9 protein-coding genes are annotated in these 14,716 nt (G+C 72.3%); 1 reads left to right on the top strand and 8 read right to left on the bottom strand.

Annotated features, from left to right (window positions below; all coding sequences use genetic code 11):
• Complete coding sequence (locus tag ACFO9I_RS08565) at window positions 1–285, top strand: hypothetical protein (protein ID WP_379179782.1); 285 nt, start codon at window positions 1–3, stop codon at window positions 283–285.
• Between the two features lie 372 nt (window positions 286–657).
• Here the strand turns inward: ACFO9I_RS08565 and ACFO9I_RS08560 are convergent, their stop codons facing one another.
• From ACFO9I_RS08560 to ACFO9I_RS08525, 8 genes are all read right to left on the bottom strand, one after another.
• The gene (locus tag ACFO9I_RS08560; RefSeq protein WP_379179780.1) at window positions 658–2,031 is read right to left on the bottom strand and encodes an HNH endonuclease signature motif containing protein; all 1,374 of its coding nucleotides are present in this window, start codon (window positions 2,029–2,031) and stop codon (window positions 658–660) included.
• A 474-nt stretch (window positions 2,032–2,505) separates the two neighbouring features.
• Window positions 2,506–6,258, bottom strand: a complete 3,753-nt coding sequence (locus tag ACFO9I_RS08555) for a heterodisulfide reductase-related iron-sulfur binding cluster (RefSeq protein WP_379179778.1) — start codon at window positions 6,256–6,258, stop codon at window positions 2,506–2,508.
• A 233-nt stretch (window positions 6,259–6,491) separates the two neighbouring features.
• Window positions 6,492–8,048 (bottom strand): M4 family metallopeptidase, encoded by a 1,557-nt coding sequence (locus ACFO9I_RS08550; protein ID WP_379179776.1) that lies wholly within the window; start codon window positions 8,046–8,048, stop codon window positions 6,492–6,494.
• 154 nt (window positions 8,049–8,202) lie between these two features.
• Window positions 8,203–10,680: a hypothetical protein gene (locus ACFO9I_RS08545; RefSeq protein ID WP_379179774.1), complete on the bottom strand. Its 2,478-nt coding sequence runs from the start codon at window positions 10,678–10,680 to the stop codon at window positions 8,203–8,205.
• A gap of 52 nt (window positions 10,681–10,732) precedes the next feature.
• On the bottom strand, window positions 10,733–11,506 hold the full coding sequence (locus tag ACFO9I_RS08540; protein ID WP_379179772.1) for an IclR family transcriptional regulator: 774 nt from the start codon (window positions 11,504–11,506) through the stop codon (window positions 10,733–10,735).
• A gap of 30 nt (window positions 11,507–11,536) precedes the next feature.
• On the bottom strand, window positions 11,537–11,875 hold the full coding sequence (locus ACFO9I_RS08535) for a hypothetical protein (protein ID WP_379179770.1): 339 nt from the start codon (window positions 11,873–11,875) through the stop codon (window positions 11,537–11,539).
• A 96-nt stretch (window positions 11,876–11,971) separates the two neighbouring features.
• Window positions 11,972–13,159, bottom strand: coding sequence for an MFS transporter (locus ACFO9I_RS08530; RefSeq protein WP_379179768.1), 1,188 nt, complete (start codon window positions 13,157–13,159; stop codon window positions 11,972–11,974).
• A gap of 161 nt (window positions 13,160–13,320) precedes the next feature.
• Window positions 13,321–14,595: a choice-of-anchor P family protein gene (locus ACFO9I_RS08525; RefSeq protein ID WP_379179766.1), complete on the bottom strand. Its 1,275-nt coding sequence runs from the start codon at window positions 14,593–14,595 to the stop codon at window positions 13,321–13,323.
• Window positions 14,596–14,716: the final 121 nt, after the last annotated feature.

Raw genomic sequence — 14,716 nt, 5'->3', positions numbered from 1 at the left:
ATGTCGACCCACTCCACCGCCCGCAGCGGCCACACCGCCGGCCTGCTGGACATCCGCAACATCATCGGCGGCCTGCTCGGGATCTACGGCGTGATCCTGTTCCTGCTCGGCATCTTCGCCGACCCGCAGGACGAGAAGACCGGCGACGTCAATGCCAACCTCTGGACGGGCATCGCCCTGCTCGTCACCGCGGCGATCTTCATGACCTGGGCCAAGCTGCGGCCGGTCGTCGTGCCGGACGACGCTGAAGCTGATCCTGGTCCGGGGCACATGGATGCGCACTGACGCAACTCTCTGAGCGGGCATCTGGGCCCGGTCGCCGTCGATGACTCGGCGGTGGCCGGGCCCTTCTCGTTGCTGTGGCTTCGGATGGTGTTCATTGCCCTTCCGGCGGTGGCCGGGCTTCTCATCCGGCTGTGGCTCGGTGCTGGCTCGTGCGTGCCCTCCGCCGCGGACCGTGCGCCGTCGCTTGGCTTGCCGCGTCGCCGGCGCCCTCCGTTGGGGTTGGGCGCCGCTTCGGCGCCGCGCCTCGCTTTTACGCTCCTTGCGCGCGGTTCGCGGCTGCGGGCCCGCTCGGCCCGCCTTCCTCGTCCTTCGCCCTTCTCTGCTGGTGGGTGTTGTCGATTCCTGGCCGTGCTCGGTTCTTGATGGGTCTCTCTACTCGCGTCTGGGTCTGGATCTGATCCACTCCTGATGCGGGTGGCCGGGTTTCGGGGGTGGCTGGAACTCGGGGCGGCCGTCGGCCTGGCTGATCCGGACCTGCCAGGGGGTGTGGTGGATGACCCGGTGGTGGTGGCCGCACAGCAGGACGAGGTTGTCGAGGCTGGTTGCGCCGCCGTCGGCCCAGGGGGTGATGTGGTGGGCGTGGCCCATCACCGGTGGCCGGGTGCAGCCGGGGAAGGCGCAGTGGTGGTCGCGGCACACGAGGGCTCGCCAGAGGGCCGGGGTGACGAGGCGGTGGGTTCTGCCGACGTCCAACACTTCGCCCCTGGTGCCGAGGGCGATGGGGATGAGGTCGGCGTCGCAGGCCAAGCGTCGGACCACGGCCGGGGTCAGCTGGAGGCCGTCATCGGTCACCCCACCTGCGCCCAGGGTGGTCCAGTCGACCTGTCCGCGGAGGGTGTCGAGGCTGACCGTGACCGTGATCCGGGGGGTGGCGCCGTGGCAGTCGGGTGGCAGCTCGGTGGTCAGGGCGTGCCGGGCGGTCTCGACCAGGGCGTCCCACAGGCGGGCGCCGTGGTCGCGCGGGTCCTTCTGCCCCTCGCAGTCGGAACCGGCGTCGGCATCGTTCCCGTCGGCGCCGTTCCCGTCGGCACTGTGGGTGCGGGCGGGCTCGGGCTTGGTGAGGGGGAGGAGGGCGGCCTTGATGACGGCGGCGTCCTCGACGGTGCCGCGGCCGCGCAGGCGGATGCCGCCGGCGCCGTCCTCGGTGATCGCGAGGTAGCGGTGGTGGTGGGCGGCGCGGTCCTCCCGCTCGAGGGCCTGCTCGAGCTTGCGTTCGGCCCTGTCCGGGTCGACGACCACCTCGAGGCGTCTGCCGACGACCGTGAGGTCGGTGGCGTTCAGCCGGCCTGCCTCGGTCAGCAGGGCGGCCTCGCCCTCGGCGCGGACGGTCGGGTCGAGCGGCAGCCTGTCGACGGCGGTCACGATCACCGACGCCTGCTCCGGCGAGATCGCGCCACGCGACAGGGCGGCGTGGGTGGTCGCGTAGTCGGTCACCAGGGCGGCGGCCTGGCGGACGGTGCGGTGCCCCTCGGTGCGGTGCAGGCCGGCGAGGTGGGTGAACCACTCCGCGGTCGAGGCCCAGGCGAGCTCGGTCCGGGCGACCCCGCGGGCGTCGATCTCGGCCAGCGCGGGCGCTTGGAGGGCGGCGACCTGGCAGCGGACCTGTTCCAGCGCGGCGACCACGTCGACCAGCTCGTCGCTGGTCTTGGCGGCCCAGAGCACCTCGCCCAGCCGGGCCAGCAGCGCACCCGCGGCGACGGCCACCCCGGCGGGGGTGGTCGTGGTGTCGGTGGGCTGCTGCTCCATGTCCCGACCCAACCAGAGAGCACCGACAGTCCCGGGCTCCTGACCTGGGGATATCTCGCCTGGCGAGACGATTTGCGAAGAAAGTTTCGAGGATTCCGAGTCGGTGCCGATGGCGGTCGGGGGCTCAGTCGGGACGGCCGGATGGGACCGCGCCGATTGGTCAGAGACCGCATCGAAATCGCGAGAAGTGATGCGGTTGGGGACCAAACCGCACGTGACCGAGGCCCGAAACCCGGGAGCCGGCCCCAACCGAAGCTCACCTCCCCGGTAGCCAGCCAAGACCGCGACCCCAAGCAGCCGGAGAGCCGGGAGCGAACCGCAACAGGAGCCGACCTGAACCGAGCCGACCGCAGCCGAGAAGGCCGCAACTGCAGCCGAGAAGACCGCCACCGAAAGGACCCCGAGAAAGCCAGATGGCGGTGATCCCCAGCCATCAGGTGGCCGGGCATCACCGCCATCGGGCGGAGTCGAGGATCAGAGGTCGAAGAGCGACCCCGACTCGTTGATGTCGACGTCGGTCTTCGGCTGGTGGGCCTCGCCGTTGCTGGACGCAGCGGACTGCTTCTTCGTCTCCGTGACCTTCGCGGCCGGCTCGTCGGCAGGCTCCGGCTCCTCGACGGCCTCCGCAGCCGGCTCCGGCTCTGCGGCCGGCTCCGCGGCAGCGGCGTCGGCCTCCGGCTCGGCAGGCTCCTCGTCGCCGGCGGAGCTGGCCGCTGCCGTGGCAGCCGCGCTGACGGCGGCGCCGGCGCTGAGCCCCTCGGCCGGGGTGTCCTCGCCGGACGCCTCGGTCTCGGACGCCTCGGTCTCGGACGCCTCGGCCTCGGTCGCGTCGGCCTCGACCGGTGCGTCAGGCTCGTCCTGGCTTGCAGGCTCGGGCTTCGCCGGGGCGGCGGGCGCAGCGGCCGGCTCGGGAGCCTCGATGTCGAAGAGTGAGCCGCCCTCGGGGATCTCGGTGGCGGGGGTCGCGCTCGGGGTCGACTTCGTGGCCTTCGGCCGCTCCGCAGGCTCGGGCTCCGCCTCGGCGGGCTGCGCCTCCGTCTCGGCCGCAGCCGACGGCTCCGGCTCCGTCGCTTCCGGCTCCGTGGCCTCGGGCTCCGTGGCCTCGGGCTCCGCCTTCGCGGCGGGCGCAGGAGCCGGCTCCGGGGCCTCGATGTCGAAGAGCGAGCCGCTCGACGGGATCTCGGTGGCCGGCGCCGAGCTCGCCGCCTGTGCGGCCTTCGGCTCGTCGCCGGTCTTCGCCTCGGCGGCGGCCTTGTCCTCGGCCTTGTCCTCCGGCTCGTCCTCGGTTGCAGGTGCAGGCTCGGCCTTCGCCTCGGGCTCGGCCTTCGCCGCGGGCTGCTCGGCGGGCTCCGGGGCCGCGATGTCGAAGAGCGAACCGCCCGACGGGATCTCGCTGGCCGGAGCGGCCTTCGCCGACGACTCGGCTGCCGGCTGCTCCTCCGCCGGCTTCTTCTCCGCGGGCTCCTTCTTCGTGGGCTCGGCCTTGGCAGGCTCGGCCTCGGCAGCCTCCGCCCTCGCCTCGGGCTCGTCGCCACCGAGGTCGAAGAGCGAGCCACCCGAGCCCAGGTCCGGCTCGGACGCAGCCTGCGAAGACGCAGCCTTGGCGGGCTTCGCCTCGGCGGCCTTGGCCTCGGGCTCGGCCCCGGCAGCCTCCGCCTTCGCCTCCGGCTCGTCGCCACCGAGGTCGAAGAGCGACCCTCCGGAGGATGCGGCGGCCTTGGCCTCCTGCTCGACCGAGGCGTCGGGGGCAGCCGTCTTCGCCGGCTCCTCCTTGGCCTCGGGCTCGTCGAAGAGCGAGGAACCACCGCTGGCCTTGGCGGCCGGTCCGGCGTCCTCGGTCGCGGTGACGGTCTCCTCGGTCTGCGTCTCGTCCCCGGCCTCGGGCTCGGCCTTGGTCTCCACCGACCGGGCCTCGGCCGCAGCGGACGCGCCGGCACCGGCCGCGCCGGCACCGGCCGCCGCGCCGGCACCGGCCGCCGCGCCGGCACCGGCCGCCGCGCCGGCACCGGCCTGGAGCTTGGTCGCGCTCTCGCCCTTCACCGAGGCGAGCAGCATCTGCGCGACGTCGAGGACCTCGACCTCCTCGCGGGCCTCGCCCTTGGCCTGCTCGGCGGTGAGCCCGTCGGAGAGCATCACCCGGCAGAACGGGCAGCCGACCGCGATCTGGTCCGCGCCGGTGCCGACGGCCTCCTTGGTGCGGTTGACGTTGATCCGCTCGCCGAGGTTCTCCTCCATCCACATCCGGGCACCGCCGGCGCCGCAGCAGAACGAGCGCTCCGAGTTGCGCTCCATCTCGACGAACTCGGCGCCGGGCAGGACCTGGAGCAGCTCGCGCGGCGGCGTGTAGACGCCGTTGTGGCGACCGATGTAGCAGGGGTCGTGGTAGGTGATGGAGCGCTTGGCGGCGCCGGCGCCGTCGCGCACCGGGGTCAGCCGGCCCTCGCGCACGAGGCGGTTGAGCAGCTGCGTGTGGTGCACGACCTCGAGCTCGATGCCGAAGTCCTTGTACTCGTTCTTGAGCGTGTTGAAGCAGTGCGCGCAGGTCGAGACGACCTTCTTGACCTTCGCCTCCTTCAGCGTCTCGACGTTCTGCTGGGCCAGGCCCTGGAAGACGAACTCGTTGCCGGCGCGGCGGGCCGGGTCACCGGTGCAGGTCTCGCCGTTGCCCAGCACGCCGAAGCTGACGCCGGCCATGTCGAGCAGCTCGGCGACGGCACGGGTGGTCTTCTTCGCGCGGTCCTCGTAGGCGCCGGCGCAGCCGACCCAGAACAGCCACTCGACCTCGTCGAGCGACTCGATGCTCTCGCCGACGACCTTGACCTCGAAGTCGAGGCCCTTGGCCCAGTCCATGCGCGCGTTCGGCGACATGTTCCACGGGTTGCCCTTGTTCTCCAGGCCCTTGAAGAGCCCGTTGAGCTCGGCCGGGAAGTTGGACTCCACGAGGATGGCGTAGCGGCGCATGTCGACGATGTGGTCGACGTGCTCGATGTCGACGGGGCACTGCTGGACGCAGGCGCCGCAGGAGGTGCAGGACCAGAGCACGTCGGGGTCGATGACCGCCGAGCCGTCCTCCGGCATGTAGAACCAGTCGTCGCCGGTCTCGCCGATCAGCGGCCGCTCGGCCTCCCGGGTGAGGGTGTCGCTGCCCTCGAGCAGCGCCGGACGGTCCTCCTCGGAGGCCTGGAGGTACGGCGCCTTCGCGTACGCGTGGTCGCGCAGCGCGGTGATCAGGAGCTTGGGCGACAGCGGCTTGTCGGTGTTCCACGCGGGGCACTGCGACTGGCAGCGGCCGCACTCGGTGCACGAGGTGAAGTCGAGGATGCCCTTCCAGCTGAAGTCCTCGATCGACCCGACACCGAGCACGGAGTCCTCGTCGAGGTCGTCGATGTCGTCGAGGGTGATCGCCTTGCCGGCCGAGGTCAGCGGCTTGACCGCGCCCAGCGCCGTGCGGCCGGAGGACTCGCGCTTGAACCAGATGTTGAAGAACGCGAGGAAGCGGTGCCAGGCCACGCCCATCGTGAGGTTCAGCGAGATGGTGATCATCCACGCGAACGAGATGACGATCTTGAGCATGGCGATCAGGTAGATGAGGTTCTCGGTGGTCGACACCGACATCCCGGAGAACGCCTCGCCGAGCCAGAAGGTCAGCGGGAAGTGGAATGCCGAGGCGTTGTCGGCGTGCTCGCCGCCGTGCGAGAGCAGGGCGTACTCGAGCCCGCGCAGCAGCACGATGCACAGGCCGACACCGAGGATGACGCCCTCGACGAAGAAGCCCTGCCACATGGTGGAGCCCCAGAGGCGGCCGCGGGGGCCGCGCTCGCGCTCCCTGGGCCTGCTGGCGCGGTAGGCGATGAAGCCGATGATCGCCACGATCATGATCCCGGTGACGATCTCCGAGACCCACTCCCACAGGAAGAAGTGGCCGATCAGCGGCAGGGCGAAGTGCGCGTCGAAGAGCTGGCCGAACGCCGTGACGAGGGTGAAGAACAGCAGCCCGAACCCGATGAAGACGAACCAGTGGGCCGCGCCCACGAGGGTCCACTGGAGCATCCGGGTGTGGCCGAGCGACTCCTTGAGGAGCGTGACGGTCCGGCCGCCGGGGTTGTCGCTGCGGCTGGTCGGCGTTCCCACCTTGATCACCGCGATCATCTCGCGGATGGCCCTGACGAACAGGGCGATGCCAACCGCGGCGATCGCGAGTGAGACAACGATGGCGAAGATCTGCATGGACTACTGCTCCTCGTCGAGGCGGCTGAACGTCATCGGTTCGGGACGCGTTTCGCGAGCCTAGGGCGGCGGGCTCGCCCACGTCAGTCCCCGAAGGCTGTGAGACGGATCCTACCCGCAGGTAACTTCGCGGTGGACGGGTGTACGCCGGGTGGTCGCCGGCCGGGTCCGGAACGACGAACGGCGGCCGGTCCCCGAGGACCGGCCGCCGTTCGCCGAGCGGGTTCAGCGCGTCACTTCACCGCGACGGCCGTCCAGGCTGCCTTCACGGCCGCGACCTGGGTGGAGCCGGCGCCGTACAGGTCGGTGGCCGCGTTGACGTTGGCGACGCGGGCACCGGCGTAGTTGGTGCTGGAGGTCATGTAGACCGTCAGCGCGCGGTACCAGATCTTGGCGGCGGCGTCCCGGCCGATCCCGGTCACGGCGACGCCGTTGCAGGTCGGGCTGTTGTAGGCGATGCCGTTGATCGTCTTCGCGCCGCTGCCCTCGGACAGCAGGTAGAAGTAGTGGTTGGCCACACCCGAGGAGTAGTGGACGTCGACCGACTTGGTGCGGGTCGTGTAGCAGTCCTGGCTACCCCCGTCGAGCGACGGCTTGTCCATCCGACGGATGTAGTTGGTGGCCGGGTTGTAGCTGCGGTAGATCTCCTCGCCGATGACGTAGTCGGGCACGTCCTGGGCGTTGTTGGCGTACCACTCGACCATGGTGCCGAAGATGTCGGAGTTGGCCTCGTTCAGGCCGCCGGACTCGCCCCGGTAGGTGAGGTTGGCGGTGCGGCTGGTGACGCCGTGGCTCATCTCGTGACCGGCGACGTCGAGGGCCACCAGCGGGTACGTCGTCGAGTCGCCGTCGCCGTACCGCATGCAGAAGCAGGAGTCGCTCCACGAGGCGTTGACGTATGCGCCGTCGTGGACGAAGGAGCGGGCGCCCTTGCCGTCGTTGGCGATGCCGTTGCGACCGTAGGTGTTCTTGTAGAAGTCCCAGGTCGTCGCGATGCCGTAGTGGGCGTCGACGCCGGCCGAGGCCGGGTCGCTGGTGGAGCCGTTGCCCCAGACGTTGTCGGCGTCGCTGAAGACGGGCGTCGAGCTGTTGCTCAGCGGGCCGTTGTACGTCGCGTTGCCGCCGCGCGTGCCGTCGACCATCGTGTACTTCCCACCCGACAGCGTGGTCTGCAGCGAGACGGTGCCGTCGACGATGCCGGTGCCGGTGCCGGTGTCCTCGAGGACGGAGGCCCAGTGGTCGAGGACCCTGCCGTTGCGGGCGCCGACGAAGACGTACTCGCCGGCGGGGGAGCCGTCGGCGTTGCGGCCCGTGACGTCGACCCGCCAGGCCAGCGTGGGGGCGCGGTGATCGGCCAGCACGACGAGCTCGGGGGTCGCCCGGGTCTTGCCGAAGTCGACCGTGGCGGCGGCCTTCCGGGTCGCTTCCCGGGCCTTCACCGACGCCGTGGTGGGCAGCGAGAACGGCTTCATGGTGCGGCCGGTGACTGAGCGGAACGCCCCGCCCTGGGCCTGGTGGACCACGAAGTCACCACCCACGACCTCGAGGCCGTGGAAGGTGCGCTCGAAGCGGACGTGGCTGGCGCCGCCGGCGTCCAGCACCGTGTCCCGCACCACGAGGCCCTGGCCGGCGCCGACACCGGCGTGCTGCTGGGCGTTGGTGCGGGCGGCGCTGATGCTCGCCGCGGCACGGTCCTGGGTGGAGGGGGCTGCCTGAGAGTTTCCTGCCGTCGTGACCATGGCTGCGGAGACGCAGCCCAGCGCGAGGGCAGAAGCCAGCATGGGCTTCATGCACGAGCTCCTGGGGGTGAGGGGGGTGGAGACCGCTCCGGTGGGACGGACCGGTGAGCGGATTCCATCCCGCGCCCTCCCCACCCGACAAGAGATCTTCCGTGCACAAACCTGCGGTGCACGAACTTGCAGGTGACCCGAACGGGTGAGGGCCTCAGCCCAGCCGCCGCAGCCCCGTCACCCGACCGCGCTCGTCGAACGTCACCTGCAGGCGCACCTCCGGCTCGGACGCCGTGCGGGCACAGAAGGTGTAGTGGTCACCGAGCCGCTCGTAGGGCTGCCCGACGGCCGTCATCACCGCTCGCGTCGACATGCCGGGCCGCACCAGGTCCCGCGCCCGCGGCACGGTCACCCGCTGCTCGGGGTTGCGGCAGGAGTCGGGGGCGATGCCCTCGGCCCGCTCCCACATCTGCAGGTAGGCCTCCGCCCCGCGGGCCATGTCGTCGGCGATCGCGGCCCCGTCGCCGGCGTGCTCGGTGCCGGCCACCCGGCGCAGGTCCTCGATCCAGTCCGGGTAGAGGCCGTACTGCGCGACGCCGTCGGCGTTGATGTCGTAGACCCGCCGGCCGGCGTGCTGCTGGCGGACCGTGACGCCGTTCAGCCCCCGGAACGGGTAGGTCACCGGGTTCGCGACGTCGCTGCCGCGCGGGTCGCCCTGGGCGCCGAGGCCGTTCATGTCGGCGCCGTAGCCGATGCCCCAGTAGTAGCGCCGGTCTGCCCAGCCCACGTGGGCGCGCCACTTCTCCACGAAGCCGGTGGAGTCCCCGGCGTACGGCGTGACGAAGCCGCCCAGCCGGTAGATCCGCGGGTAGGCGTCGGGGGTGGACCAGGAGTGGCTGGAGACCACGCCCGGGTAGTGCATCGCCTCGACCTGGTCGAGCGCGGAGTCGCGGGCCTCGACGCTCATGTGGTCGGGGTCGAAGATCATGTGCCGGTCCGCCAGCGCGTCGATCGTGTGCTGACCGAGCGTGGTGAGCCCACGGGCGTTGCAGTGGTCGGGCCGGCCGTAGAGGGGGAGGGCCGGCAGGTCGGCCGTGTCGTAGAGCTGGCCGATGGCGCCGAACAGCGCGTCCTGCTGCTCCGCGGAGATCTCGGGAGCGGCGACCTGGTTCTTGTCGTGGGCCTCGGGGTCGGCCGGCTCGCAGTGCCGCATGTCCCAGAAGCTGCCGGTCTCCAGGAAGTTGGCGCTGTTGACGGCGACGCCGGTCTCGCCGTTGTCGCCGGCGATGCCGGACAGGGCGTTGTCGAACTTGTTGACCAGCTCCATCTGGCGCACGCCCATCCGGTGCACCTGGTCGAGCTGCTCGTCGATGTTCTCGGGCGTGCACTCGGCCGCCGGCCGGTCGCCGCCGGGCAACGCCTTGAAGGTGCAGCCGAAGGGCACGCTGGTCTCGATGCCCATGATCACGGCCATCTTCCCGGCGTTGATCACCTTGCGGGCCTGGAAGGGGTTCCTCACGATCCGGTAGAAGCCCTTGCCCGGGCCGCCGAACTGGGCGTCGATGTAGTCCTGCATCTCGTACATGTCCTTCGCCTGGAGGCGGATGGAGTCCATGTCGTCGCAGGAGTTGTGCTTGATCGGGTAGAGCTGGCACAGCTGGTTGTTCTCGACCAGCAGGTTCACGAAGATCCGCTGCCCACCGCGCCAGGAGCGCTCCAGCCACCGGTAGTAGGTGCCCTCGTGGGTGAGCGACTCCGGTGCCGGCCAGTCCTTGAACGTCGGCCAGCCGACCGGGTCGTGGTGCGGCTCGCCGGAGAGGACGGCCTCGAGCGGGCTGGTGCCGGCCGCGTGGTCGGGGCAGTCCCTCAGCGCGTACGGCGCGCCGTACCGGTCCCAGGGCTTGCCGCAGTGGACGTCGCCGCCGAGGAACTCGAAGGCCATCCCGTGGGTGTGGGCGTCGACGTAGCCGCGCACCTCCTGGTACGGCGTGACGCCGGCGTGCGGGTCGCCGGAGACGTCCACCTGGGCCTCGGGGTACGCCGCGCACCCGTCCGTCCGGGTCGGCCGGAACGAGGTGCTGCCGCCGCGGCGCAGTGTCGTGTCGCCGCTGCGGAAGGTGAGACGACCGGCTCGCATCCGGGCGGTCCACTCGGTGTCGGGGCCGGGCTGCGTGGTCGTGCCGCCCGCGGCGCTGACGAAGCGGCGTCGGGCGTCGTAGAGGAGGTAGCTGCCGAGGTCGGTGGCCTTGAAGAACAGGGGCGCGCCGGCAGGGGTGAGCGTGTAGCAGCCGCCGGCGAGCGCGTAGCGGTCCTGCGGGTGCCGGAGCCGGGGACCGGTCACCGGCACGGTCGTCAACCGGGGGTCGCGCAGTGCACGCTCCGTGGCGACGTAGCCGGCGCTGGCCTTCTTCTCGGCGGCGGTGGTGGGGTCCGCGGTGTCGCCACCGGTCTCACCGGCGCGCGACAGCGAGTTCTTGGTGGCCGGGTCGTTGTGGTCGTGCGGCGCGGTGCCGGGCGGGTCGACGTGGGGGAGCGCCTCGAGCGCGGCGACCTTGGTGGCGTCGTAGCGGGCGAGCAGGTTGCCGTCGCGGCTCCCGTAGGACGGGACGGCCACGGCCGTGGCCACGAGGGCGGTGGCCAGAGTCCCGGACCACAGCAGGCGGCGGACAGGACCTCGTTTGCGATCGGGCACGGGCGTTCCTCCGTCGTGGGCTCGCTCCCTCAACGAGCCGGACGGCGTGACGTCACTCCTGCGCGCGCGGGGGAGCGGTCGCCGGCGTGCCGCCGAGGCGGCGGGTCAGCGCGTCCGCCGTACGACGCACCTGCCCGGCGATCGCGGCCGCGTCGCCCTCGGGATAGGTGACCGCGACCCCGGCGACGGGGTGGCCGTTGTGGTCGAGCACGGCCGCCGCGACGCTGGCCAGGCCCGGCGTGACCTCGCCCTCCTCGGTGGCGTAGCCGCGCTGCCGGGTCTCGGCGAGGACCGTGCGCAGCGCGCTGAGGGTGCGCGGCCCGAGGCCGTGCCGGTCCACGAACGCCGCGGGGCCGGGGTAGAGCGCGCGGACCTGCGCCGGCGGCAGCCCGGCCAGGATGGCGCGACCGCTGGCCGTGAGGTGGGCCGGGAGGCGCACCCCCACGTCGGTGACCAGCGGTGGCCGCCCGGGGGCACGCTCCTCGACGACGTAGAGGACGTCGCGCCCGTGCAGCACGGCGAGGTGCGCGCTCTGGCCGACGCGGTCGACCAGGGCCGCGAGCGGCCGCCGCGCGATCCGCTGCAACGGCTCCTGTCGGGAGTAGCCGCTGCCCACCTCGAAGGCGGCGACCCCGAGGCCGAAGCGGTGCTCCTCGGGCAGGTGCACCACGAAGCCCTCGTCGACCATCGCCCGAAGGAGGTGGTACGCGGTGCTGCGCGGCAGGTCGCAGGCCCGCATGATCCGGTCCAGCGGCACCGGGTCCGGCTGGCTGGCCAGGAACCGCAGCACGCGCAGGGTGCGCGTCGCCGCCGGGACCTGGCTCATGCCCCGGACCCTATCGCCGGGGCCGGGTGGTCAGACGCGCTTGTCGTCGGGGTCGATCCGCTGCGCCTCGCGGATCCGGTCCTCCTGCATCGCCTGGTCCATCCGGACCCCCTGTCGCGCCTCGGCGGCCCGCCGCTCGGCCTGCTCGGCCTCGGCCCGGGCGGCCGCCGCGTCGGCCTCGGCCAGCTTGGCCTCGCGGTCGGCCTGCGCGATCTCGTCGGACCGGGCTGCGGCGTCGGTGCGCAGCTGGACGGCTTGCGCCCGGCGCTGCTCGGTCTTCCTCTTGTTCATCATGACGGCGACGACGACGCCGAGCAGCACCAGGATGACGACGAGGACGACGATCCAGCCGATGGCTCCTCCGGGCATGGTTCCTCCCAACGCAGCGGTCCCGGGACGCCCCCGGAACTCGTGGTGGACCACCGGTACCCCGTCCGGCCGGGGGCTACGCCCACCCGTGCCCGATCAGCTCAGCTCGCGCTCCCCGGCGACGGGCACCAGCGGCGCCGCGAGCACCGGGAAGAGGGCGCCGAGCGCGAACGCCGCGGCGAAGCCGAGGTGGGTGATCGCGAGGCCCGCAAGTGGTGGCACCGCCGAGGCGGAGAGGAACTGCGCGGTGTTCTGCACGCCGAGCGCCCGGCCCGACCAGTGCGGCCCGGCCCGTTCCGCCACGGCGGTGAAGGCCAGGCCGTTGTCGGCCACGGTGAGCACGGTCGCCACCACGAGCAGGGCGACCGCCACCGACCAGTCGCGGCCCGCGGCGAGCCCGAGCAGCGCCATCACCGCAGCCGCGGCGACGGCGACGCCACGCAGCGGTCGCATCCGGTTGCCGACGACGTCCGAGAGGTGCCCGACCGCGATCCTGCCCAGGGCGCCCGCCACCTGGGCCACGGCGACCAGGGTGCCGGCCGCGGCGGGCGACCAGCCGCGGTCCTGCACCAGCCACACGAGGGCGAACGTCCACACGAGGAACTGCGGCACGACCAGCAGCACCGAGACGCCGTGGACGCGGGCCAGGAAGCGGTCCCGACGGTAGGGGTTGGCCGACCCGCCGCCACGCGGGTCGGGCCGGGGCGGGTCGAGGACGACGATCGCCACCACCACGAGGCCGAGCGCGCATGCGAGGGTCGGGACCCAGAGCGCGGCCTGCACACCGTGGCGGTCGGCGACCACCGCGATGCTGACCGCGGCGATGCCGACACCCACCGGCTGCGCCATCTGCCGGATGCCCATCGCCAGGCCGCGGCGCGCCGGCGGGAACCAGCCGACCACCACCCGGCCGCTGGCGGCGTTGGTGCTCGCCGCGGCGGCCCCGGCGAGCAGCAGCGCCACCGCCAGCATGGCGGTGCCGCCGGTGAGGGCGGCGACGACTCCGAACGCGGTGGTCGCCGCCAGGCCCGAGACCAGGGTGCGGCGCTCGCCGTACCGGTCGGAGACCGCCCCCCAGGCGACCAGCGCGAGCATCACGCCGACCGTGGGCGCCGCGGCGACCAGCCCGGCCTCGGCGAGGGTGAGACCGTCCGCGTGCAGGGCCGGGATCAGGAAGGCCGGCCCGTGCATCATGATCGCCGCCGCGGCCTGGGCCAGGGTGCTCGCGCCCAACATCGACCAGCGGCGCAGCGTGCCGGGGTCGAGGTCGGCGGTCGTGGTCACGACCGTCAGTCAACGCCCGCTGCGCCGCCGACAGGTTCACGTCTTGCCACGTGACCTGTGACGTACGTCGCGGCCCCCGCGTCGGTCCGTCCTCGAGCGCGCCGACGCCGGACGCGGCTGCCCGCGTCCGGCGTCGGTGCTGATGTGGCCGTGGCCCGGTGTCAGCGACCGCTCGGCTTGACGAAGAGCTTGGCCTGGCCGAGGTTGATCGTGGCGCCGGTGCCGTCGAGCAGGGTGATCCGCAGCGCGGTCACCGCCATCCCGCCCTTGATCTTGTGCTTGATGCTGGACTCCAGCCTCGCCACGCCCGGGATCTCGAGGACGCCGGTGTCGGGGAAGGTCTGGGGCTCGCCGTCGGCCGTGATGGAGCCGATCGTGGTGCCCTTGATGTTGCGCACCAGCTTGTGCAGGTGGTCGCCCGTGCGGTGCACGTTGACCCGGCCGACGATGCCCTTGACGACCAGGGCGCCGTCGCCGATGTCGATGCTGGCGACCCTGCCCTGCTCGAAGCCACCAGCGCGCTTGCGGGTCTGCTCGGCGCGCTGCCGGCTCTCGACCGCGCCGACGACGATCTGGCCGCCCAGGTCGACGGCGGCGGTGCTGCTGACCTCGGTCTCACCGCCGGTGCCCTGGCAGGGCATCGGCTGGTAGGGGGTGCGACCGGTGGTGATGTTGCTGTCCGCGGCGTTCGCGCGCAGCCCCGAGGCGAAGCCGCCGAAGATGCCGCTCTTCACCCCGCCGTCGATCTCGGCGTACGTGTGCCCGATCCGGGCCCGCGAGCCGGAGGCCGTGACGTCGATCCGCAGCACCTCGGCGGTGGCCTTCGCGCCGCCGCTGCCCGCGGACTTGTGGGACTTGCCCAGCGATATGGTGGCGAGGCCGGGCACCTCCAGCGGCTGGTCGGGGGTGGGCAGGTCCAGCTGCTGCGGGTCGCCCGCTGCCGGCGTGAGGGTGATGGAACCGATGCTGGTCTTCGTCGAGGAGTGGAAGCCCGAGCTGTCGTGCCACGCCTTCGAGACGGACCGCAGGCCGTCGATCGACAGCGAGCCGAGGGGCGAGTCGGCGAGCACGACCCGGGCCACGCTGTTGCGCGACCGCGACGTGACGACGCCCTTCCTGCTCTGGGTCGTCCAGACCTTGGTGGTGATCTCGGAGGCCTTGCCGACGCCCGGGAGGGTCTCCTCGGCGACATGGTTCTGGCGGGTGAGCCCGGCCTTGTTGGTGCACGCGATCACGGTGTAGGCCGTGTCGTCGGAGCCGGCGGGCACCTGGCCACCGCGGACCCGGGTGCCGAACCCGGAGGTCTGGAGGGCGAACGCCGTCGGCTGGGTCCGGGCCGTCGTGCCGGCGTCGGCGGCGGTGCCCGGTGGGGCGAGGACGACCGAACCTGTCGAGCCGAGCACCAGCATGGTGGATGTCGCGATGAGTTTGCGCATGAGCTCTCTTCTCCCTGGAGAGCCCGAGACCTAGCTGCGCCCCGGGCCGTGCGTTGCGGACTCGTGACCCGGTAGCCCGAATGGTCCCCCGGCCATCGGGTGGTTACTACCCAGTTCCGAT

This window comes from Nocardioides sp. GCM10023255 (assembly GCF_042653125.1).
Classification (GTDB): Bacteria; Actinomycetota; Actinomycetes; order Propionibacteriales; family Nocardioidaceae; genus Nocardioides.
The sequence above is the reverse complement of the archived record's forward strand: the minus strand, read 5'-3'. Positions and strand labels throughout refer to the sequence as shown.